Source organism: Nocardioides seonyuensis (assembly GCF_004683965.1).
GTDB lineage: Bacteria > Actinomycetota > Actinomycetes > Propionibacteriales > Nocardioidaceae > Nocardioides > Nocardioides seonyuensis.
Genome location: NZ_CP038436.1, coordinates 677,969 through 699,418 on the forward strand (window position 1 = coordinate 677,969; position 21,450 = coordinate 699,418).

Genomic DNA, 21,450 nt, shown 5'->3' on the forward strand with positions numbered 1-21,450 from the left:
GCGATGGCGGGGCGTCACCCGCACCGCGAACGCCGCGCGCGTGCTGCTGGGCACCACCCTGGTGGTCCTGGTGGGCTTCCTGGCCCTCACGGCCACTGGCGATGCCTCCCCGGGCGAACCCCTGGCCTCCTCCGGTGGAGCCCTCGGAGCGCTGCAGGCCGCCGGCCTGCTCTTCTTCGCCTTCGCGGGCTATGCGCGCATCGCCACGCTGGCCGAGGAGGTACGACGACCCGAGCTGCTGGGGCGGGCGATCCTGCTGGCCCTGGGGACCGCCGTGGTGCTCTACACGGCAATCGGCTGGGCGCTCGTCCACGTGCTCGGTGACCAGCTCGCCACGTCGGCGGTCCCGGTCGCAGACGCCACGCGGGCGCTGGGCGCCGAGTGGGCGACCCCGATCGTCCGGGTCGGGGCCGCGGCTGCCGCTCTGGGCGCTCTCCTGGCCCTGCTCGCCGGGGTCGGCCGGACCACCCTGGCCATGGCTCGCGAGCGCGACCTGCCCGCCACGCTCGCCTCCGTCGACCCCCTCCACCAGGTCCCCGACCACGCGCAGCTGCTCATCGGGGCGGCGGTGGTGGCGCTGGTGCTCAGCGTCGACCTGCGCGGCGCGATCGGGTTCTCGTCGTTCGGAGTCCTGGTCTACTACGCGGTCGCCAACCTGTCGGCGCTGCGCCAGCCGGCTGACCAGCGCCGCTGGCCACGACCCCTCCAGGCGCTCGGGCTGGTCGGGTGCCTGGTGATGGCCGCGACGCTGCCGACGACCTCGGTGCTCGCCGGGATCGTCGTACTCCTGCTCGGGGTCGCAGGGCGAGCGGCCGCGATCTTCCGCCGCCGACGCCGACCCACCACCTAGTCAGTCCGGGTCGTTGGTCCGCTCAGCTCGCTCCGCGGCCTTCGCAGCGTTGTAGAGCGCCATCACCTCGTCGACCGTGGTGGCGACCGCGTCGCCGAACACGTGCGGGTTGCGGCGCTCCATCTTGGCGATGACCCCACGCGCGACGTCCTCGAGGGTGAAGTCGCCGGCCTCCTCGGCGATCACCGCGTGGATCACCACCTGCAGGAGCAGGTCGCCCAGCTCGTCGCAGAGCGCGGCCGGGTCGCCGGACTCGATCGCCTCCACGACCTCCTCGGCCTCCTCCCGCACGAACGGGATCAGCGAGGTGTGGGTCTGCTCGCGCTTCCACGCGCACTCGCGGTGCAGCAGGCGCATCTGGTCGGCGAACTCCTCCAGAGCCGAGCCGTCAGCGCCCGCGCCGCCGGTCATGTCAGCCGCAGCGCTGGTTGGCCGGCAGCGAGCTGGCGAAGGCCACGCTGGGCTGCTCCTCGAGCCCTGACCTGGCGGTGTCGCTCACCGCCACGGAGAGGTTGGTGTCGACCGGCTCGAGCTGGCCGTCGACGTTCTCCAGCCCGTAGCGCGGGTCGACCTCGAGACCGTTGGCGTCGGGCCAGGTGTTGAAGACCTCGACACCGGCCTGCCCGACCTGCTCACGCGTGGGCTCCTCGATGCCCTGAACCTCGAGCTCGATCATGCCCACCCGCTCGGCGACGTCATTGGCGAGCGCGGTGGACGAGGTCAGGAGCACGTAGTCCTCACGAACCTCCTCGGGCTCCGACGCCACCGAACGGCGACGCTGCTCGACGTCGTCGGCGTAGGTGCTCCCCGGCTCGATGCCGTAGGCGTCGGCGATCTGGGTGGCCTGCGAGCGGAGGGTCAGCAGCCGGACCACCGCCTGGCGCACCACCGCCATCGGGACGACGTTGCCCTGGCTCTCGAACTGCTCGCCCAGCGCGTCGCACAAGTGGCTGGTCGCCTCGTCGATGCGGTCGTGGGAGATCTCATGGTCTCCCACCGAGACCGCGACGCCCGGCGTGGTGCCGCATCCCGAGAGCAGCACAGCCGCCGTCGCCAGCCCTGCCGCGGTCGTCCACCGGGTCCTGCTCACGAGCTCACTCCTTGTCGCGGGTCTTGCCATGTCCCGCAACTGGGTCACGGGAACTGGTCATGGGTTCTTCGGTCGGGCGTCCTCGGGATCCACGATGGAGTCGAGCACACCGCGCGCCCATTCAAGCAGTGCCACCCCACCGACCGGCTTGCCGGCGACCGCTGCGGTCTGGGGCCGCGGCACCAGGATCGTACTGACCGGCGCCTTGACCACGCTGCCGGGATGGAGCCGCTGGAGGCGTACGACGCGCGAGTCGGGGAGGTCGACGGGGGCGAACCTGACGTACTTGCCCGCGATCGTCACCTCGCTGACGCCGGCCCGGCGCGCCCGTGCCCGGAACCTGGCGACCAGGAGCAGGGAGTCCACCACCTCCGGGGGGTTGCCGTAGCGGTCGACCAGCTCCTCGCGGACCTCGTCGATGTCGCTGTCGGCGCGGACCTCGGCGAGACGCTTGTACATCTCCAGCCGCAGCCGCTCGCTCGGGATGTAGTCGTGCGGCAGGTGGGCGTCGACGGGCAGCTCGATGCGCACCTCCTTGAGCTCCTCCTCGACCCCGCCCTTGAACTCGGCAACGGCCTCGCCGACGAGCCTGACGTAGAGGTCGAAGCCGACGTCGGCGATGTGGCCGGACTGCTCGCCTCCGAGCAGGTTGCCGGCGCCACGGATCTCGAGGTCCTTCATCGCGATCGCCATGCCGCCGCCGAGGTCCGAGTGCTGGGCCAGGGTCGCCAGCCGCTCGTGTGCGGTCTCGGTCAGCGGCTTCTCCGCCGGGTAGAGGAAGTAGGCGTAGGCGCGCTCGCGCGAGCGGCCGACGCGTCCGCGGAGCTGGTGGAGCTGGGAGAGCCCGAGGGTGTCGGCACGCTCGATGATCATCGTGTTGGCGTTGGAGACGTCGAGACCGGACTCCACGATGGTGGTGCAGACGAGGACGTCGAAGCGCTTCTCCCAGAAGTCGAGCATCACCTGCTCGAGCTGGTGCTCCCCCATCTGCCCGTGGGCCGTGGCCACCCGAGCCTCGGGGACGAGCTCGCGGATCCGCGCGGCGGCCTTCTCGATGGAGTTGACCCGGTTGTGGATGTAGAACACCTGGCCCTCGCGCAGGAGCTCACGCCGCACCGCTGCGACGACCTGCCGGTCCTCGTAGGCGCCCACGTAGGTGAGGACGGGGTGGCGCTCCTCCGGAGGGGTGGTGATCGTCGACATCTCGCGGATGCCCGTCACGGCCATCTCGAGGGTGCGCGGGATCGGCGTGGCACTCATCGACAACACGTCGACGGAGGTGCGCATGCGCTTCATCTGCTCCTTGTGCTCGACTCCGAAGCGCTGCTCCTCGTCGACGATGATGAGACCGAGGTCCTTCACCTTGATGTCGGGGTTGAGGAGCCGGTGGGTGCCGACCACGATGTCGACAGAGCCGTCGGCGAGGCCGGCGACGACCTCCTTGGCCTCCTTGTCGGTCTGGAACCTCGAGAGGCCCTTCACCACGACGGGGAAGCCGCTCATCCGCTCGCTGAACGTCGACAGGTGCTGGGTCACCAGCAGTGTCGTGGGCACGAGCACGGCGACCTGCTTGCCGTCCTGCACGGCCTTGAAGGCGGCCCGGACGGCGATCTCGGTCTTGCCGTAGCCCACGTCGCCGCAGACCAGCCGGTCCATGGGCACGACCTGGCGCATGTCGGCCTTGACCTCCTCGACGGTGGTCAGCTGGTCGGCCGTCTCGGTGAACGGGAACGCGTCCTCCAGCTCGCGCTGCCACGGGGTGTCCGGGCCGTAGGCGTGGCCCCTGGTCGCCTGCCGGGCGGCGTAGAGCTTGATCAGCTCGGCCGCGATCTCGCGCACCGCGCGGCGGGCGCGGTTCTTGCGCTTGGTCCAGTCGCCGCCACCGAGCCGGTCGAGGGACGGTTGCTCGCCACCGACGTAGCGGGTGACCTGGTCGAGGGTGTCGGCCGGCACGAAGAGCCGGTCCGGGGGCCCACCGCGCTTGCTGGCGCCGTACTCCAGCACGAGGTACTCGCGCGTTGCGCCGCCGATCTCGCGCTGCGCCATCTCGACGAAGCGGCCAACTCCGTGCTGCTCGTGGACGACGTAGTCGCCGGCCTTCAGCTCGAGCGGGTCGATCTGCTTCTTCCGCCGCGCGGGCATCTTGCGCATGTCACGGGTGGAGGACTTCTGGCCCGAGAGGTCGTCGCCGGTGACGAGCGCTACGCGGGCAGCCGGATCGACGAGGCCGTGGACGAGGCTGCCGCACGTGACCGTGACAACGCCCTCGGCTGAGGCCCCCTCCTCCACCAGCCGCGCAGCCACGTCGTGGTCGGCGAGGAGCTCCACGAAGCGCTGCGCGGGGCCGTGGCCTGCGTGGACCACCGTGACGGCCAGCCCCTGGTCGAGCCATCCCCGGATGTCGCTGATCGCCTTCTCGAGGTCCCCGCGGTAGGCCTCGGCCGGCTGTGCGGTCAGGGCACGGCTCGGTACGCCGTCGGCGGCAAGGTCGGCGGGCAGGTCATCGGTATCGATTCCAAAGGGGCTCACCGACCACCAGGCCATCCCCAGGCCGAGGGCGTGGCTGCGGACGTCGGCGACCTCGCGGTAGGACGCGGCCCCCAGGTCGATCGGCGCGGTTCCACCACCTGCCGCCGCGGCCCACGACGCCCCGAGGAACTCCTCGCTGGTCGCCACCAGGTCGTGGGCTCGGCTGCGGGCGCGCTCGGGGTCGAGCACCAGCACGGTGGTGTCGGCCGGCATCAGGTCGACCAGGAGCTCCATCTCCTCGACCAGGACCGGGGCGAGTGCTTCCATGCCCTCCACGGCGATGCCGGCGGCGACCTTGTCGGTGAGCTCGAGGAGCTGCGGGTGGGCCTCGCCGAGCTCGGCGGCACGGCGTCGTACTTCGTCGGTCAGCAGCAGCTCGCGACACGGCGGCGCCCAGAGCCGTTCGACCTGCTCGTGCGTGCGCTGGTCGGCCACCGCGAAGCTGCGGATCTCCTCGACCTCGTCGCCCCAGAACTCCACGCGCAGCGGATGCTCCTCGGTCGGGGGGAAGACGTCGACGATGCCGCCGCGGACCGCGAACTCGCCGCGCTTCTCGACCATGTCGACCCGGGAGTAGGCCGCCGCGGCCAGCCCCTGCACGACCTCCTCGAGTGGACGGGCGTCGCCCCGAGCCAGCTCGACCGGCTCGATGTCGGCGAGCCCCTTGACCTGCGGCTGCAGCACGCTCCGGATCGGCGCGACGACCACGCGCAGCGGACCGTTGGAGGGGTCGTCACCGGGGTGCTTGAGACGGCGCAGGACGGCCAGGCGCCGTCCCACCGTGTCGCTGCGGGGGCTGAGCCGCTCGTGGGGAAGGGTCTCCCAGCTGGGGTAGTGCGCCACCAGCGCCGGGTCGACCAGGTCGGAGAGCTCCTCCACGAGGTCCTCGGCGTCACGGGACGTGGCGGTGACGACCAGGACCGTGCGTCCGCGCTCGACCAGGCCGCGCACCACGAAGGGCCGCACCGCAGCAGGACCGGTGAGGTCGAGGGAGGGCAGGACGCCGCTCTGGGCCAGGGCCTCGGAGAGGACCGGACCGGCGAGGAGGGCGTCCGCGACCCGGGCCAGAGGAGAAGAGGCCCCCGGAACCGGGTCGGGCGGGGGCGGCGGAGTCACGTGGCCTGAGTCTACGGGTGGGCCGGAGGTTTGCCGCGAGGGGCGCTGGGGTAGGAAGGCGCTCAGACCACCACCCCCCATCGAGAGGACCCACGGGGACATGCGTATCACCCGAATCGTCGCCAGCGCTGCCACCGCAGCACTGGTCGGCACCACCCTCATCGCGGTCTCAGCGCCGGCGCAGGCCACCGAGACCCTCACGACCACCACGACCCTGGAGCTGCCCTACCTCAACCCCGAGGTCGCGACGATGCACGGCGACGACGTCATCGTCCGTGGCGCCGTGACGGGCTCCGACGGCGGGAGCGTCTACAAGGGCACCGTCACGCTCTTCGCGATCACCTCCAGCAACCCCGCCGGGGCGCCGATCGCCACCGTCCCGGCCAGCGGCTACCTCTCCTTCCCCGACCTGAAGGTCACCGAGAGCATGGTCCTCAAGGCCGTCTACTCCGGCTACGCGGCGACCTCGACCTACGAGGACAACTACACGCCCAGCGAGTCCGTCGTCGCCGAGCTGCCCGTGACGCGCAAGGTCGTCATGAAGGACAAGGGCACGACGCTCTTCGGCAAGATCACTCCCGACTACAAGCGCAAGCCGATCAAGGTCGAGAAGAAGGTCGGCAAGAAGTGGAAGAAGTTCAAGACCTTCAAGACCAAGTCGAGCGGCAAGTTCCGCTTCAAGCTGCCCGCCCCGCGCCGCGGCAAGTGGCACTGGAGGATCACCGTCAAGGGCGGCAACGGGTTCGTCCCCTGGCAGACGGTCGGCAGCACCTACAGCTACCGCACCGCAGCACCGCGCGTCTCCGTCGACTGACACGCCCGACCCGCTGACAGGCCCCGACCACGTCCCCGCGTCTCCCGACGCGGGGACGTGGCGTCCTGTGTGACAGTGGAGGAATGTTCCTCCGGTCCCGCCTGCGACGCGCCGCACTCACCACGACCGCGTGCGCCGTCCTCGTCACCGCCTGCGGCGGGTCGACGCAACCGGGGGACGACACCCCCGGTTCCGGCGGACCGTCCGCCATCAGCGGGGCGGCCGCTCCTGAGACCGCCGGCTCCCCCGCGCCATCGCGCGCCGGTGTCGTACCCACCGAGCTGCAGCCGGCGCTCGACGGCGCGCCCTCCCGGCCGCGCACGCCACGCGAGGCCGCCGCGATGGTGGAGGCCGCCCAGGCAGTCATCCGCTCGGACGACCCCGATCGCGCCCTGCTCACCGCCGCCGGTCACACCGAGCAGCTCGTGGTCCGCGAGATCGCCTCCCATCGCCGCTGGCTGCCGCGCGTCCTGGGCCTGCTGCCGGCCCGGCTGAGGAAGCACGTGCGGGCAGGGGTGGCCGCCCGGCACGAGTTCCGCTCGATGCACCCCACCTCGGACCGTGACCTGGCCAGCGAGCTCCCCGCGTGGCGGATCGTCGACCCGGCTCCGGCCGAGGTCCTGCTGCGCAGCTACCGCGAGGCCGAGCGGCGCTACGGCGTCGACTGGGAGTACCTCGCCGCGATCAACCTGGTCGAGACCGCGATGGGCCGGATCCGCGGAACCTCGGTCGCCGGGGCACAGGGTCCGATGCAGTTCATCCCCACCACGTGGGACATCTACGGCGAGGGTGGCGACATCAACAACGCCCACGACGCGATCCTGGCCGCCGCGAGGCTGCTGCGCGCCAACGGCTTCGCCCGCGACAAGGGAGCCGCGCTGTGGCGCTACAACAACTCGTGGGCCTACGTCCGCGGCGTCACCCACCACGCGGAGGTGATGCGTCGCGACCCCCGTCAGCTCCGTGGCTACCTCGCCTGGCAGGTCTACTACCTCACGCGGCGCGGCAGCGTCTGGCTGCCGACCGGCTACGAGCGTCGACAGCCCGTGAGCGTGGCGTCGTACCTGCGGCGACACCCCGAGCGGCTCCCCTAGGAGGCGTCGATCAGGAGGCATCGATCAGGAGGCGTCGATCTCCTCCTGCGACCGCAGGATGCAGAACTGGTTGCCCTCGGGGTCGGCGAAGACCACCCACCCGGTGCCGGGGCCGTACTGGCCGCGCTGGTCGTCGACCTCGACGGCCCCGAGGCCGCGCACCCGCTCGATCTCGGCATCCCTGGTCCCCTGCCGCGGGCGGAGGTCGAAGTGGATGCGCTTGGCAGGCAGCTCGGCGTCGGGGACCTCGATGAAGAGGATCGCGTGACCGGTGTCGGGGTCGAGGATCATGCACTCCTCGTGACCGGGCTCGTTGGGATCGCCCTCGACGTCGGCGTAGCCGAGCAGCTGCTTCCACCACTCCGAGAGCTCGTAGGCGTCGTGGCAGTCGACGGTGGTGTGCGCGACGAAGGAGGTCATGGTCCTCAGTCTGTGCCGTGGCGCTTCACGAAGTCGAGGATCTGGTCGGCGAGCTCCGGACGGCACACGACCAGGTCGGGCAGCGAGGTGTCGGCCTCGTTGTAGACCAGTGGCGACCCGTCGACGCGCGAGCAGTGCAGCCCTGCCGCACGGGCGACCGCGACCGGCGCCGCGTTGTCCCACTGGTACTGGCCGCCGGCGTGGACGTAGGCGTCGGCGACGTCGCGCACCACGCTCATCACCTTGACCCCGGCCGACCCCATGGGGACCAGCTCCGCGTCGAGCTCCTCCGCCAGCGCCGCGACGAAGGCCGGCGGCCGCGTGCGGCTCACGGCGATCCGGGGCCTCTCGGACGTGCGCGGCGGCACCACGCGCGGGATGGCGGTGCTGAAGGTCTCTCCGAGCTCGGGCTGGGCGACGGCCCCGGCGACGAGCTCGCCGTCCTCCCAGAGGGCGACGTGCACCGCCCAGTCGTCACGCGGGGGCTCGGAGAACTCGCGGGTCCCGTCGAGCGGGTCGATGATCCACACCCGTCGGGCGTCGAGCCGCACGTGGTCGTCCTCGGCCTCCTCACTCAGCACGGCGTCGTCGGGCTTGTGCTCGACGAGCACGCGAGCGAGGACCTCCTGGGCGGCGGCGTCGCCGGCGTTCTTCAGGTCCTTGCCGCTGAGCCCGGAGCCGGCCGCGGAGCCGCGCACCTCCAGCAGGGCGGCACCCGCCTGCTCGGCCGCCCAGACGGCGAAGGCGTGGTCGTCGAGAGCGCTCGGATCAGTCATGCGCGCAACCCTATCGACGCCCGGATCACCTCTGCCGCGGCACTTCGGGGCCGACGGCGGCGAGCCCGGCATCAGGACCGGCCCCGAGCCCGACATCAGGACCGGCGGCGAAACGTCGTGCCGTGGCGACGGCGGCGAGCTGGGAGTCTGCACGCAGCTTGCGTCGCAGTGCCTTCACATGACTGCGAACCGTCGACTCCGTGACACCGAGGCGTGCAGCTATCTCGACGACCGTGAGCCCCTCGGCGAGCATCCCCAGCACGCTGGACTCGCGTGGAGAGAGCGACGCGAGGCGTTTCTCGACCAGGTCCTGCTCGGTCAGCCACTCCCTCCATCGCGAGGTCAAGGCGCTCCTGGCCTCGGCAGGCATGATCGGCTCGCTCGCTGACACTCGCCTCAGTGCACGTTCGACCTCGTCGAGGGACGTGGCGCTGGGCATCACCTCGGCAGCGCCGGCATCGAGGATCCCTCCCCACGCAGCGCCCTCCGGCCTGCCGGCGAGGACGAGCACGGGGATCTCCGACGACCGCACGAATGCGCAGAGCGAGTCGACGGCGGCACGGGAGTCGAGCTCGTCGAGCGCGAGCACGACGTCACCGAAGGCGTCGGTCTGCGGCTGGGGACGCGTCACCCACGGCAGCACCCGTGCCGAGACTCGTCGCCGCAGCAGGGCCGCCCCGACAGCCTGGGCGACGAGGAGGTGACGTGACCGCACCGCCACGGCGACGTCAGTGCCGGGTCGGGTCGGGGCCCCTGCCGCTGCGCGCGCGATCATTCGTCTCCCCGGAGTAGTGCGGAATCCAGCGACCCTCACTCTTGCGGTGGAGTCGCCCCCACGTCCTCGGGGAGCATGAAGGTGCTCGCAATTGGGGATCGGCGAGAGCGAGATCACAGTCGTCACCGGGCTGGGATTGGCCTAGTCCAGTCTTGCCTCAATTGCGGTACCGCGCGACAGTATCCGAATCGAGTCGGAGGCCCGCTGCGGCTCGTGTTCCTCGGGGATCTGCGGGTAGGTGCTGGGAAGCACCGAGCTTTGGGGGAAACAAATGCTGGGGGGCATTAGAAGTATGAGCACAGTCATGCACGATCGAGCGTTCGGCGGCTTCTCGGAGTCCGCCCTGATGTTCTCGATAGCAGCACTTCCGGTCGGAGCCGTGCTGCTCTACTCACCCGACGCCGAGGGTCTCGGGTCGATGACCATGGCGGCCATGGCCGCAGGCATCGTCGCGGGGATCCTGCTGCTGGTCGCGGCGACACTCTCCTACGTCCAGTGGCGTACGACGACGGACCCGCGCCAGGGCTGGATCGTCACTGCGGTCGTGGTGGTCAGCGGCCAGGCGTTCCTCAATGCAGGCGTCGTCATCGACCCGCGGCACGAGGTCGCGCTTGACGGGGGTTGGGCCCTTCTCCACGAAGGCATCGCCATGGTGGTCATCCTCGCCCTGAGCGTGACCGCGTTGCGCACTCAGGCGCACCGGATGCCCAACCCGATGCTCCTCGGTGCGCTGCTGGTCCTGGCGCTCTGCGCCCTGCGCATCGGGGGCCTCGCGGTCGGAGCGGCATGGCCTCACCCACGGGTCGACGTGCTCGCCGCCGTCGTCGTCGTGGGACACCTCGTCATCAGCGGCGCCGTCATGATGAACGGCCGCCTGCCCTACTGGGCCCGCTGGCGCCTGGCCCTGACGATGGCCATGGTCGGCGTCGGCCACGTCGTCGGGCTGGGGGGCGTCGGCAACACCACGGCGGAGCTGGTCAGTGCAGCCGTGCTGACCACGGCAGGTGTCCTCTGGGCCAGTGCCACCTTCCTCCTGCTTCGCGAGACGGACGAGGCCCAGCGGAGGCGCGCCACCGCCCTCGAGGGTTCCCTCTTCGAGATCGAGACGGCCTCACGTGGAGCCAAGGAGCGCCTGCACGAAGCCAGGAGCATCGTCGCCGGTCTGTCCAGCGCCACGCGGCTCCTCAACGACGCGGCCGTCGCGCCCGACGTGCGCGAACGCCTCGAGCTCACCATCCATGCCGAGCTGAGCCGTCTCGAGCGCGTCATCTCGATGACCCCGACGGAGCCGAGCACGGTCGACGTCGACGAGCTCCTCGACACCCTCCTCGCGCTCCACAGGGCACGCGGCCGCACCATCGAGTGGGAGCCCAGCGGCGCCCGCGTGGAGGGCCGTCTCGACGCTGTCGCCGAGGCAGTCAACATCCTCCTCGAGAACGCCGCCTCGCACGGGGGCGGCCTTGGCAGCAGGGTGGCCGTGCAGTCCGACCCGTCCGAGGACGTCGTACGCATCCGCGTCAGCGACGAAGGTCCGGGAATTCCCGCCGACCTGCGCGACCGGGTGTTCGACTGGGGCGTCGGCCGCTCCGACTCCCCAGGGCAGGGCATCGGGCTCAACCTCGCGCGACGCCTGGTCACGGAGCAGGGCGGCACCATCACCCTGGACGAACCGTCCATCGGTTCCTCGTTCGTCATTCGGCTGCCGGCCGCACGCCGGTCAGAGGAGTACGACCGTGACGCAGCTCGGAGCTAGCCGGTCCAAGCACCGGGTCCTGATCATCGAGGACCACCGCCTCTTCGCCGAGTCGCTCGAGCTCACGCTGTCGCTCGAGGGCTACGACGTGCGCCGACTGGCGCTCCCCGACGACGGCGGGTCGATGGCGACACTGCGGTCCTCCGCCCTGCGGGCCAATCCCCGCACCGTGCTGCTGGACCTCGACCTGGGGAGGTTCGGTGACGGCATGGCCCTGATCAGCCCGCTGGCGCGGGCCGGGGCGAACGTCGTGGTCGTGACCGCCTCCAGCGACCGCGGTCGCTGGGGGGCCTGCGTCAAGCAGGGTGCGCGCAAGGTCCTGTCGAAGGGCGGGCAGCTCCAGGACACCCTGGCGACGGTCCGCCGGCTCCACCAGGGCCTGCCGGTCATGACACGCGAGGAGCTCGAGTCGCTCCTCGACGCCTGGCGCAACGAGCGCCAGGCCACCGAACACATGCGCGGTCGTCTCGAGAAGCTCACCCCTCGCGAGAGGTCCGTGCTCGACAACCTCATCGAGGGCCAGAGCGTCCGCGACATCGCCCGCGCGAGCGTCGTCGCCGAGGCCACGGTGCGCACGCAGGTCAAGTCCATCCTGGCCAAGCTCGAGGTGTCCTCGCAGCTGGCCGCCGTCGGGCTCGCCAACCACGTCGGCTGGCGACACCACGGCTGAAGTGCCCCCGGGCACGGCTTTGCCGCATTTGCGGCATGCCCTGCGGACCTTCGCTTCATAGGCTCGGGCCAAGTGCTGGTCGGGGAACCAAGAGGGGGTAGTCGATGACCGAGGTCACCGCTGCACCCTCGGTGCGCGACCTGATCGCTGCTTCCCCCAGGCCACCTGCCCCGCGGGTTCCGCTGGCGGACCGGGCGGGCACCGTCGCTCCGGTTGCCGCTCCGCGCCACTCCCGGGCGCGCGCTCCGCAGTGGCTGTTGCCCGCGGGAGACCTTCTCGCCGCGACGGCGGTCGTCGTGTGCCTCCAGCTGCTCCTCACGGGCATCGAGCTGGCGGGCCTGGCCTTAACGCTGGCCTGGCCAGCGCTGCTCGCCGGCGCTGGGCGCTACACCTACCGGGCCGTTCCCGAACCGCTCTCGCGACGTGCAGGACGCGTGTTTCGGGCGGGCGCCGTCCTGGGCCTGTGCTGCTGGGTGGCCTTCCCCCTCGCCGGCTCCGTCGCCGCACCCGAGGTGCTGGCCCCGACGGTCCTGGCAATGACGGGATCCTCCCTGGGACTGTGTGTCCTTCTTCCACGGCAGGTCCGCACGCGCCTCGTCCTGGCAGGCAGCCTCGACCACGTCCAGCAGGCGACCACCGAGCTCACCTCCGCCGGGAGGTACGACATCGTCGCCGCGTGCACGCCCCAACCCTCCTCCGGGCTCGGCAGCGTGCCGGTCCACGTCGGTGTCTCCGACGCCGTGACGGTCGCGAACATGCACGCGGCCGACGCCGTGCTGATGCTCCCCAGCGACGAGATGCCGGCTGCCGTTCTGCGTCGCCTGCAGTGGCAGGCCGCAAGCACCGGCGTCCACGTCTACGTCGGCACCGGGCTGCTGGACGTCACCACGACGCGCATGTCCGTCGTCCAGGGAGCGGGGATGGACCTCCTGCATGTGCGGCCGGCACCCACCAGCGGCCCACGACGGTTCCTCAAGTCCGCTGTCGAACGCTCGGTCTCCCTGGTCGCCGTCGTGGCGCTGCTACCGCTCCTGATGGTCCTGGCGCTCGTGATCCGTCGCGACTCCCCCGGTCCTGCGATCTTCCGCCAGACCCGGGTGGGCTGCGACGGCAAGCCGTTCACCATGTACAAGTTCCGCACCATGGTCGCCTGCGCGGAGGACGTGCGCGAGAGCCTGGAGAGGGACAACGAGGTCGACGCCGTGCTGTTCAAGCTGCGGTCCGACCCCAGGGTCACCGCGGTGGGGGCGTGGCTGCGTCGCTACTCGGTGGACGAGCTGCCCCAGCTGTGGAACGTGGTCCGCGGCGACATGGCGCTGGTCGGCCCGCGCCCTGCGCTGCCGGCAGAGGTGGAGAACTACGACTTCGATCCTCGGCGCAGGCTCGCCGTGAGGCCCGGTCTCACCGGCCTGTGGCAGGTGTCGGGGCGCTCGGACCTGTCATGGGCGGAGTCGGTGCGACTCGACGTCCGGTACGTCGACAACTGGTCCCTCGCCCTGGACCTGGACATCCTGCGCCGCACCGTGGGAGCCGTCCTGGGCCAGCGCGGCGCCTACTGATCTTCCTCGCCGTTCCGGTATCGACGGAGTCGCTCTTGGATAGGTTGTCCCGCATGCCACCCACCGTCGTCGGTGCCTGACCGTGTCGGCCGATCCACGCGACCCGGTGGCCCTCCGCGCGGCGGCCCGTTCCCAGCCCAAGTCGCTGGGACGCCTCACGCGACTCATCGGGACGAGCCTGGCGATGGTGTGGTCCTCAGGCCGCAGGCCGTTCGTGATCCTGGTCGTGCTCCAGGCCCTGTCGGCCGTGGCCCTGGGCCTGCAGGTGCTCGCTGTGCAGTGGGTGCTGTCCGCCGTCCTGGCTGCCGACGAACGCGCCGACTTCGAAGGCGCCGTCGCACCGGTGCTGCTGCTGGCAGGGCTGACTGCATTCACGGCCGTTGCCGGTGCGCTCCAGGGGCAGCTCCAGCGTTTTCTCGGTGAGCTGGTGGCACGGAGGATGTGGACACGCGTGCTCCGGGTGGCCACCGGTGTCGACCTGGCCCACTTCGAGTCGCCAGAGTTCTACGACCACCTCAACCGCGTCCAGACCAACGCGGTCACGCGGCCCTACCAGGTGACACAGGGCCTGTTGTCGATGGCTGGTGCAGCCGTGGCGAGCGTCGGGCTCGGCCTGGCACTGGCCAGCGTCTCCCCCGTCCTGCTCGCCCTCGTCGTCGTCGGCGGGATCCCGCTGCTGGTCACAAGCAGGCGAGAGTCGCGGCTCGAGTTCGACTTCTCTGTCGGTCAGACGCCGGTCCTGAGGCAGCGCTCCTACCTCGCGCTGCTCCAGACCGGTCGCGAGGAGGCGAAGGAGGTCCGCGCCTTCGGCCTGGGCGAGTGGCTCCGCTCGAGGTTCGACGCGATCTACGACAGCTACCTGCACGCACTGCGACGCCATGCCGTGCGACGTACGATCCTCAGCGTCCTCGGCCAGCTCGGCTCAGCGCTCGTCCTGGGCGGCACCCTGCTGTTCCTGGTGTGGCTGATCTCTCGCGGGGCGATCGGCGTGGCCGGAGCCGGTGCCGCCATCATCGCGATCCGGATGCTGGCCAGCCAGGTCCAAGGGCTGTTCCGAGGAGTGCAGCAGATCTTCGAGTCCGGACTCTTCCTGGACGACCTCGACGCGTTCCTCGACCTCGGCGTGCCCGCTCTCGAGCAGACTCGGGGGTCGGAGGCTCCCACGTCCTTCGACACCATCCGCGTCGAGGACGTGCGCTTCGCCTACCCGGGGTCGACCGCGGAGGCGCTGTGTGGGGTGGACCTCGAGCTTCGCGCGGGTGAGATCGTCGCCCTGGTGGGCGAGAACGGCTCTGGCAAGACCACGTTGGCCAAGCTGCTCGCCGGCCTCTACCAACCCGCCGCGGGACGGATCACGTGGGACGGCGCGGACATCTCCGGCTTCCGTCCCGCCAGCTTGCGCGACCAGGTCAGCGTGACCTTCCAGGACTTCGTCCGCTACGCGTTCACCGGCACGGAGAACATCGCCGTCGGACGCGTCGAGCTGCCCGCCTCTCCTGAGCGCGTGCGGGCCTCGGCCCGGGCCGCAGGTGCGGAGAGCGTGCTCGACGCCTTGCCCGAAGGCTTCGAGACCCTCCTCTCGCGCTTGTTCGTGGGCGGGATCGACCTCTCCGGAGGTCAGTGGCAGCGAGTCGCCCTGGCGCGGTCGTTCTTCCGTGACGCACCTCTCGTGATCCTGGACGAGCCCAGCTCCGCGCTCGACCCGCGAGCCGAGCACGCGCTGTTCAGCACGCTGCGCGAGGTGCTGGACGGGCGCACCGCGCTGTTCATCTCACACCGGTTCTCCACCGTCCGCGGTGCCGACCGGATCATCGTCCTCGACTCGGGGACCGTGGCCGAGCAGGGGACGCACGCTGAGCTGGTGGCTGCAGACGGGCTCTATGCCGACCTCTACAAGCTGCAGTCCCACACCGACATCGCGGGTGCGGGCGCCGGCGCGGGTGCAGTCACCGGCACGACCGGCAATCCCGCCGACGGCTGACACCAGCCCCGGCCCGACGAACCGGCCAGCGGAGAGCCGCGACGGAACGCGTCAGTGGTGTCCCACCTCGTCCACCGGCACTGCCAGTACCGGGGGCTCGTGCAGGTAGGCCGTGGTGCGGCGCTTCTGCTCGATGTCGCGGTAGACGCGCTCCACCTGTTCGGTGGTGAGCCCCGTTGCCTCGGCGACGGCTTCGATCGGCACGTCGTTGTTGAGCGCGTAGAGGCAGAGGTCCATGCGGTCGTAGGGCAGGGAGAAGTAGAACTCCTCCTGCGACTGCGGCAACGAGTAGGTGTCGGTCGTCGACGGGCGCTCCTGGATCTCGCGAGGAACCCCGAGGTGGGCCGCGAGCGCGTAGACCTGCGTCTTGTAGAGGTGGGCGATCGGCTTGACGTCGGCCGAGCCGTCGCCGAGCTTGACGAAGAACCCCTGGTCGTACTCCAGCCGGTTGGGCGTGCCCGTGGCGATGTAGTTGAGCCGGTCCGCGTGGAAGTACTCAAGCATCTTGCGCGTGCGCTGCTTGAAGTTGGTCGCGGCGACGATCTGCAGGTAGGCGTCGACGGTCAACCGGTGGGTGCTCTGGGTGCCGTCCGGCGACTCCACCACGACCGAGTAGAGGCGAAGCGAGTCGGAGTCGACCACGCTGGGCAGCACGATCTTGGACTTGTGGTCCGGTCCGTAGTCGGGGACCACACGACGGATGGCCTCGTCGCGTCGGCGGTAGCAACCGGCGGCGTCGAGGATGGGTGAGATGTCCTCCAGCACCGAGTCGATGCCCAGGGAGTCGGTGAGGCTCCGGCTGAAGCCCAGCGTCTCGTCGGAGGATTCCGACTCCGGCATGTGCAGGCCGAACACGCGCTCCGGGCCGATGGCGCGCACGCAGAGCGCCGCGACGACGCTCGAGTCGATTCCACCCGACACCGCCACCACGGCACCCTTGCGCTTGTTGCGCATCAGGTAGGTGCGGATCATCTCGCTGATGCGAGCGACCTCGGCCTCCTCGTCGAATGCGAAGACGCCCGGTCCGAAGGCTACCGACATGCTGTTCTCCTCTGGGTTTCTAGCTGGTCGAAGGTGGTCATGGGTCGTGGCGGGTCGGCCGGGGCCCCGATGCGCTCCGGGCCAGCGGCCCGGTCGCCCAGGAACTGCTGGTGGAGCAGCTGGACCGAAAGCACGGCGCACAGGCGCATGCCATCGGTGTTGGAGAGGGCCCTGCCGCGTGAGCGCCGCGCCTTCTCGAGGAGGGACTGGACCACCACCGGGGTGAAGACGCCCGCTGCCTCGACGGCCTCCGGGGACGTGGCCTCAGCGACCCAGCTCGGAGCCCCGGCACCCACGAACCCCGCCGCGTCAGGGGCTCGGTAGGGCTGCTTGGGCCGGGCGACGATCTCGGGCGGGAGCATGTCGCGGAAGGCGCGCTTGAGAAGGTGCTTCTCGTCCAGCCCCAGGATCTTCTGGCGCGCCGGGAGCTGGCCCGCGAACTCGACCACGTTGGCGTCGAGGAAGGGAAACCGTCCCTCGATGGAGTTCGCCATCAGCATCCGGTCCCCCTGGGACGCCAGGATGTATCCCGGCAGCAGCGTGGTCATCTCGAGCCACTGTGCGCGTGAGAGACCGTCCCACCCTGCGGCCTCCGCCGGCATCCTGTCCAGCAGCCTGGCAGCGGCGTCGGACGACTCCGCTCTCCATGCCGGGCGCAGCATCGCCTTCAGCGCCGCGGTGCTGTCCCAGCGGGGTCGGTGCGAGAGGGCCGGATCGGTCGCGTCGAGGTTCCGCCCGAAGAAGCTCCGCGCGAACGCCGGGGCCTGGTTGGGGTTGCGGTCAAGCCATGGATAGAGCAGCTCGACCGCACGGGCCCGGACCGGGGACGAAGGATCTCTCGACCAGAACTCCCTGACCTTCGCCTCCCGGAAGATGTCGTAGCCGGCCAGCACCTCGTCGGAGCCCTCGCCGGTGACCACCACCTTGAAGCCGGACTCGCGAACCAGGCCGGACAGCAGGTACATCGGGGCCGGGGCCGTCCGCAGGAGCGGGGTCTCGGCATGCCGGACCACATCGGGGAACACCTCCCCGATGTCGCGAGGAGACACGACGATGTCGCGGTGGGTCGTGCCCAGGCGGCGGGTCATCAGTGCCTGGTGCCCACCCTCGTCGTACTCGGCGTCGGCGAACCGCAGGGAGAACGTGTGCAGGTCCGCATCGGTGAAGTCGCGGATGATGCCGGCGGTGACTGCTGAGTCGATGCCGCCCGAGAGGTAGGCCCCGACAGGGAAGTCGCTGCGCTCGAAACGAAGCCGGGTGGCCTCGATCAGGCGCTCGCGCAGACCGGCGGCGTTCTCGTCGAGGTCGGCGCCCCGACCGGCTCCACGCTCGGGGAAGGAGGGCTGCCAGAAGGGGCGGGCCTCGTCCACGAGCCCGTCCCGGACGACCATGAACGTCCCCGGCACGAGCTGCTCGACGCCGGCGAAGACCGTGCGCGGCGCGACGGTCGACCAGAAGGTGAACACCTCGTCCAGTCCCACCGGGTCGAACGAGCGAGTGACTCCCGGGTGGGCGAACAGCGCCTTGACCTCGGAGGCGAAGACCAGGTCACGACCCACCCTCGTGAAGTAGAGCGGGCGCACCCCGAGCCTGTCGCGGGACAGCACCAGCTCAGAGGTACGACGGTCCCAGATCGCGAGCGCCCACTGCCCGTTGAAGCGCTCGAAGCAGTCGGGCCCCCACTCCTCCCACGCGTGCACGATGACCTCGGTGTCGCTGCGGGTACGGAAGTCGTGACCACGGTCGACCAGCTGTGCACGCAGCTCGACGTAGTTGAAGATCTCGCCGTTGAACGTGACCCAGACGTCCTCGCGCTCGCCGCACATGGGCTGCACGCCGAGGTTGGGGTCGATGATCGCGAGCCGGGTGTGACCCAGTGCCACCTCGGAGTCACGGTAGTAGCCGCTGCCGTCAGGACCTCGGTGACTCAGTGCAGTCATCATCTGCTGGAGCAGGTCGGTGTCCGGGCGTCCGGACGGGCTGTGGATGCCTGCGATGCCGCACATCAGCTCTCGCCTCTCAGCTCACGCACGGTCCGCTCGAGGGCGACGGACGGCACGAGGTGGTCGCGGTCGAGTCGGTCGGCGGGGACGACGCACCCCAGCGACTCCTCCAGGTGGATGGCGATCGCGATCGCCGTCAGCTCACCGTCGTCGGTGTCGACCGGGATGGCGGCGCACTCGCGGAGCAGCTGCTCGCTCAGGGTCATGTCCTCGTGGGTCATCGCATCTCCACGTCCTGGGGCGCGTCCATCGCCCCGCCCGTCGTTGCGCGCTCACCGATCTCCTCGTCCAGGGCTGCGAGCAGGGTCTCGGACAGGTTGTCCTGGAACGGCGGGCCCCACGGGACGTCGGCGAGGAAGACCGGCACCCGCTCGGCGAGGTCGGTCATCTGCTCGAACTGGCGGGCAAGCAGGCGCGAGTCACGGATCCCGAGGATCCGCGGGAAGCTGAGCAGGCTCAACGCCGCCGCGGCCGTGTGGAGCCGGGTGAGGCTCAGCTCCGGGCTGGCGCGTCGCGGCCTGGGGATGAACAGGGCTGCCAGAGGGAGTCCTTCGTCGGTGCACACCGGCACGCTCAGAGCTCGCCGGTCGTCGGCTGTCGACCGGTGCGAGCCGCCCTCCGCGAACTGGTCCGCGAGCCCCGACGCGGCTGCTCGCAGCCTCAGCTCGGTGGCACCGAGGGCGCAGCGGTCGACGCCATCCTCGTCCCGCGTCACCCTCAGGACGTCGTCCGTGATGAGCAGACCGCCGTCACGGCACATCAAGGTCGCCATGGTCGACTTGCCCATCCCCGACGATCCCACGAAAGCGATCGCCCGCCCACCGATGTCGACGGCGCTTGCGTGGAGCACCACCTCGTCGCGCAGCAGGAGCAGGTAGGACAGGACGGTCCCACCCACGAGCACACCGCCCATCGTCTCGGGGACACCCTCGACCATGTGCACGGTGACGTGCTCGGCGCGGCTGTCGATCGTGACGTCGCACGTCGACTCGAACCGGAGCAGGTGGCTGGCATCGGGACGGCGCACGAAGCTGGCCACCAGCCCCGAGTCGGTGGACCACTGGGCCATGAGGTCCCCCGGGGGCACCGTCGTCGAGGCGGACACAGTCTCCCCGAGGCAGACGTGCACGTCGACGCCACTGGTTGCCTTCTCCCGACGAGCATGTAGGTCCAGCTCCGATGCGATGTCGAGCCCGTAGAGCCTGCACAACTGCTCTCCCCCGGTCCGGCCCGGCTGCGCGGACGTGCCGTGGGGAGTCATGCCCGCACGCTCTCGACGGGCGCGAAGTCGACGGACGCGGGGTCGAGGCTCAGCCCACCGATCTCGAGCCAGGCATGCGCCTTGAACTCCCCGTCGTGCTTGGCCACGCCGATGCGCAGGACCGGGTCCAGTCGACGCACCAGGCACCCGCCGACGAGGGCCAGCCTCAAGCAGCTGTCGCCGAACGGCCAGTAGCGCAGCGCCCTCCGAGTTGCCCTGAGCCGGCGACGAGCCCAGCGGGGCACGATGACCGGCGCGGTGACCTCGATGTCGCGCTGTGGGTCGATGTCCAGCGGGACGCCGAGCAGTCGGGAGAGACGGGGCAGCCGGAGCGTGTGGAGCCCGACCTCGACCACCGCGGCGAGCAGGAACGCGACGGCGGTCCGACCGAGGTCGGACACACCGACTCCGTGCACGGACAGACGAGGGCCGCTCATCGGCCCAGCCCCTGGTGCTGGGGTGTCGTCGAGGCGAGCCACGCAGCCTGCAGGAGGGGTGTGGATATCGCGGAGGGGAACGGCGAGAGCCACTCGGCGCGGAGGACCGCCGGGTCGACAAGTTCAGGGTCGAGGCCGCTGCCGTCCCAGGACTCTGCGAAGGCTCGGGTCTCCTCGCCCATGAAAGCTCTGTTGAAGTAGGCCTTGCCGCGCCGCGCGAGGATCGCGTCCGGCAGCAGGTCGCCGAAGATCGCGCGCATGGCGTCGGTGCGCGAGGCAAAGCCCCACCTGCCAGCAGCCGCGGCGAGCGCGTGGACGAATCCCGGGTCGAGGAGGGGCTCGTGCAGGGCGAGTCCGTGCTCGGCTGCGATGGTCGTGTAGTTGTGCGAGGCCATCGCTGCGGCGCGACGGGTCAGCAACCACCGCAACGACTCCGAGGTCGAGAGTGGCTCGCTGGCGAGGTCGGCGGCCAGCAACCGGTGGTGGCGAGCGCGTGCCGCTGGACGCAGCCACGGCTGCATCTCGGCCCCGTCCAGCCGCACGCGACCACGCCACCGTCGGAGGGGCTCGGGCGACAACGTCGAGAGGGCCGAACGCAGGTCACTCGCACCGACCCGAGCTGTCGAGCGTCGCCACAGACGGCTGACCTGCGCGCCGCGACGGCGTCCCAGCACCTCGTCGCCACCCTCCCCGGTGAGTAGGGTGCCGGACTGGCCGATCCGGTCGAGGACGGTGGCCTTGACGTGGAGCGCGGCCGGCCAGATGAGGCCGCGACGGCGCAGGGACGCCTGGGCCTCGCCGCCGAGGAAGTCGTTGCCCTGGGGGAACTCGAGTCGCAGCCAGTCGCGCAGTCCGAGGTGGGACAGGACCAGCTCCTGCCACTCGGACTCGTCGGACTCCGGGATTCCGGGGTAGAGCTCGGTCACCGGCACCGGGTCCGGGAGGCCGTGGCGGCGCGCCACGTCGGTGGCGACCGCGAGCACGGCGGAGGAGTCGCGACCACCCGAGAAGGCCACGAAGCAAGGAGCGAGGGTGAGCGCAGGGATGATGGCAGCCTCGAACGCTGCACGCGGGCCTGGAGTCTCCACAGGCTCGGGGCCGGGCGGGGGGATTCGCCCGTGGACCCAGCTCGAGGCGATCTCGAACGGCGTGGGACGCCAGAAGCCGGCGTCTCCGGAACGCGTCGTCATGTCCACTGGACTCGGTGGCTCAGCGGCACGTCACGCGGCGCTGCGGCGCACGACGAGCGGGCCGACGACGTGGGAGCAGGACAGACCCACC

At 70.7% G+C, this 21,450-nt stretch carries 19 protein-coding genes; 7 read left to right on the plus strand and 12 right to left on the minus strand.

The window, feature by feature from the left end:
* Positions 1–40 precede the first annotated feature (40 nt).
* The gene (locus EXE58_RS03395) at positions 41–850 is read left to right on the plus strand and encodes an APC family permease (RefSeq protein WP_279638259.1); all 810 of its coding nucleotides are present in this window, start codon (positions 41–43) and stop codon (positions 848–850) included.
* On the opposite strand, the gene EXE58_RS03400 is transcribed toward EXE58_RS03395, so the two are convergent.
* From EXE58_RS03400 to mfd, 3 genes are read right to left on the minus strand one after another with little or no spacing between them, the layout of a single operon-like run.
* The gene (locus EXE58_RS03400; protein ID WP_135266579.1) at positions 851–1,261 is read right to left on the minus strand and encodes a MazG nucleotide pyrophosphohydrolase domain-containing protein; all 411 of its coding nucleotides are present in this window, start codon (positions 1,259–1,261) and stop codon (positions 851–853) included.
* Between the two features lies 1 nt (position 1,262).
* The gene (locus tag EXE58_RS03405; protein WP_135266580.1) at positions 1,263–1,940 is read right to left on the minus strand and encodes a hypothetical protein; all 678 of its coding nucleotides are present in this window, start codon (positions 1,938–1,940) and stop codon (positions 1,263–1,265) included.
* Between the two features lie 57 nt (positions 1,941–1,997).
* On the minus strand, positions 1,998–5,537 hold the full coding sequence (gene mfd, locus EXE58_RS03410; protein WP_244242519.1) for a transcription-repair coupling factor: 3,540 nt from the start codon (positions 5,535–5,537) through the stop codon (positions 1,998–2,000).
* Between the two features lie 148 nt (positions 5,538–5,685).
* Between mfd and EXE58_RS03415 the strand changes: the two genes are divergently transcribed.
* The gene (locus EXE58_RS03415; protein ID WP_135266581.1) at positions 5,686–6,399 is read left to right on the plus strand and encodes a hypothetical protein; all 714 of its coding nucleotides are present in this window, start codon (positions 5,686–5,688) and stop codon (positions 6,397–6,399) included.
* Between the two features lie 83 nt (positions 6,400–6,482).
* The gene (locus EXE58_RS03420) at positions 6,483–7,493 is read left to right on the plus strand and encodes a lytic transglycosylase domain-containing protein (RefSeq protein WP_135266582.1); all 1,011 of its coding nucleotides are present in this window, start codon (positions 6,483–6,485) and stop codon (positions 7,491–7,493) included.
* A gap of 24 nt (positions 7,494–7,517) precedes the next feature.
* Here the strand turns inward: EXE58_RS03420 and EXE58_RS03425 are convergent, their stop codons facing one another.
* From EXE58_RS03425 to EXE58_RS03435, 3 genes are read right to left on the minus strand one after another with little or no spacing between them, the layout of a single operon-like run.
* Positions 7,518–7,913, minus strand: coding sequence for a VOC family protein (locus tag EXE58_RS03425; protein ID WP_135266583.1), 396 nt, complete (start codon positions 7,911–7,913; stop codon positions 7,518–7,520).
* 5 nt (positions 7,914–7,918) lie between these two features.
* Positions 7,919–8,689, minus strand: coding sequence for a 3'(2'),5'-bisphosphate nucleotidase CysQ (locus tag EXE58_RS03430; RefSeq protein WP_135266584.1), 771 nt, complete (start codon positions 8,687–8,689; stop codon positions 7,919–7,921).
* Between the two features lie 25 nt (positions 8,690–8,714).
* Positions 8,715–9,464: a helix-turn-helix transcriptional regulator gene (locus EXE58_RS03435; protein WP_135266585.1), complete on the minus strand. Its 750-nt coding sequence runs from the start codon at positions 9,462–9,464 to the stop codon at positions 8,715–8,717.
* 304 nt (positions 9,465–9,768) lie between these two features.
* On the opposite strand from EXE58_RS03435, the gene EXE58_RS03440 reads away from it, so the two are divergent.
* From EXE58_RS03440 to EXE58_RS03455, 4 genes are all read left to right on the plus strand, one after another.
* A complete protein-coding gene (locus EXE58_RS03440; protein ID WP_167288659.1) occupies positions 9,769–11,217 on the plus strand; it encodes a sensor histidine kinase in 1,449 nt (482 codons plus the stop codon).
* Positions 11,198–11,887, plus strand: coding sequence for a LuxR C-terminal-related transcriptional regulator (locus EXE58_RS03445; protein ID WP_135266587.1), 690 nt, complete (start codon positions 11,198–11,200; stop codon positions 11,885–11,887). The genes EXE58_RS03440 and EXE58_RS03445 overlap by 20 nt, the downstream gene beginning before the upstream one ends.
* Positions 11,888–11,991: 104 nt before the next feature.
* Positions 11,992–13,446 (plus strand): sugar transferase, encoded by a 1,455-nt coding sequence (locus EXE58_RS03450; protein WP_135266588.1) that lies wholly within the window; start codon positions 11,992–11,994, stop codon positions 13,444–13,446.
* Positions 13,447–13,528: 82 nt separating this feature from the next.
* Positions 13,529–15,427: an ABC transporter ATP-binding protein gene (locus EXE58_RS03455; RefSeq protein ID WP_244242404.1), complete on the plus strand. Its 1,899-nt coding sequence runs from the start codon at positions 13,529–13,531 to the stop codon at positions 15,425–15,427.
* 51 nt (positions 15,428–15,478) lie between these two features.
* On the opposite strand, the gene nadE is transcribed toward EXE58_RS03455, so the two are convergent.
* Genes nadE through EXE58_RS03485 form a run of 6 tightly spaced genes read right to left on the minus strand, consistent with a single transcriptional unit; the run spans position 15,479 to position 21,359 of the window.
* Positions 15,479–16,468, minus strand: coding sequence for an NAD(+) synthase (gene nadE, locus EXE58_RS03460; protein WP_135266589.1), 990 nt, complete (start codon positions 16,466–16,468; stop codon positions 15,479–15,481).
* A complete protein-coding gene (gene asnB, locus EXE58_RS03465; protein WP_135266590.1) occupies positions 16,459–18,474 on the minus strand; it encodes an asparagine synthase (glutamine-hydrolyzing) in 2,016 nt (671 codons plus the stop codon). The genes nadE and asnB overlap by 10 nt, the downstream gene beginning before the upstream one ends.
* Positions 18,474–18,692 carry a hypothetical protein gene (locus EXE58_RS03470; protein ID WP_135266591.1) on the minus strand — a complete coding sequence of 73 codons (219 nt, stop codon included), beginning with the start codon at positions 18,690–18,692 and terminating at the stop codon, positions 18,474–18,476. Before EXE58_RS03470 ends, asnB begins: the two co-directional genes overlap by 1 nt.
* Positions 18,689–19,732, minus strand: a complete 1,044-nt coding sequence (locus EXE58_RS03475; RefSeq protein ID WP_135266592.1) for a phosphoenolpyruvate carboxykinase (ATP) — start codon at positions 19,730–19,732, stop codon at positions 18,689–18,691. Before EXE58_RS03475 ends, EXE58_RS03470 begins: the two co-directional genes overlap by 4 nt.
* Entirely contained in the window at positions 19,729–20,169 is a 441-nt protein-coding gene (locus EXE58_RS03480) for a lasso peptide biosynthesis B2 protein (RefSeq protein WP_135266593.1), read from the minus strand. The genes EXE58_RS03475 and EXE58_RS03480 overlap by 4 nt, the downstream gene beginning before the upstream one ends.
* The gene (locus EXE58_RS03485; protein WP_135266594.1) at positions 20,166–21,359 is read right to left on the minus strand and encodes an asparagine synthase C-terminal domain-containing protein; all 1,194 of its coding nucleotides are present in this window, start codon (positions 21,357–21,359) and stop codon (positions 20,166–20,168) included. The genes EXE58_RS03480 and EXE58_RS03485 overlap by 4 nt, the downstream gene beginning before the upstream one ends.
* Positions 21,360–21,450 lie beyond the last annotated feature (91 nt).

Excerpts from the sequence above, each read along its gene's own strand:
- EXE58_RS03420 (WP_135266582.1), top strand. The coding sequence starts at position 6,483 with ATGTTCCTCCGGTCCCGCCTGCGACGCGCCGCACTCACCACGACCGCG.
- EXE58_RS03475 (WP_135266592.1), bottom strand. The coding sequence starts at position 19,732 with ATGACTCCCCACGGCACGTCCGCGCAGCCGGGCCGGACCGGGGGAGAG.
- EXE58_RS03415 (WP_135266581.1), top strand. The coding sequence starts at position 5,686 with ATGCGTATCACCCGAATCGTCGCCAGCGCTGCCACCGCAGCACTGGTC.
- EXE58_RS03440 (WP_167288659.1), top strand. The coding sequence starts at position 9,769 with ATGCACGATCGAGCGTTCGGCGGCTTCTCGGAGTCCGCCCTGATGTTC.
- nadE (WP_135266589.1), bottom strand. The coding sequence starts at position 16,468 with ATGTCGGTAGCCTTCGGACCGGGCGTCTTCGCATTCGACGAGGAGGCC.
- EXE58_RS03470 (WP_135266591.1), bottom strand. The coding sequence starts at position 18,692 with ATGACCCACGAGGACATGACCCTGAGCGAGCAGCTGCTCCGCGAGTGC.
- EXE58_RS03480 (WP_135266593.1), bottom strand. The coding sequence starts at position 20,169 with ATGAGCGGCCCTCGTCTGTCCGTGCACGGAGTCGGTGTGTCCGACCTC.
- EXE58_RS03430 (WP_135266584.1), bottom strand. The coding sequence starts at position 8,689 with ATGACTGATCCGAGCGCTCTCGACGACCACGCCTTCGCCGTCTGGGCG.
- EXE58_RS03400 (WP_135266579.1), bottom strand. The coding sequence starts at position 1,261 with ATGACCGGCGGCGCGGGCGCTGACGGCTCGGCTCTGGAGGAGTTCGCC.
- EXE58_RS03450 (WP_135266588.1), top strand. The coding sequence starts at position 11,992 with ATGACCGAGGTCACCGCTGCACCCTCGGTGCGCGACCTGATCGCTGCT.
- EXE58_RS03425 (WP_135266583.1), bottom strand. The coding sequence starts at position 7,913 with ATGACCTCCTTCGTCGCGCACACCACCGTCGACTGCCACGACGCCTAC.
- EXE58_RS03485 (WP_135266594.1), bottom strand. The coding sequence starts at position 21,359 with ATGACGACGCGTTCCGGAGACGCCGGCTTCTGGCGTCCCACGCCGTTC.
- asnB (WP_135266590.1), bottom strand. The coding sequence starts at position 18,474 with ATGTGCGGCATCGCAGGCATCCACAGCCCGTCCGGACGCCCGGACACC.
- EXE58_RS03435 (WP_135266585.1), bottom strand. The coding sequence starts at position 9,464 with ATGATCGCGCGCGCAGCGGCAGGGGCCCCGACCCGACCCGGCACTGAC.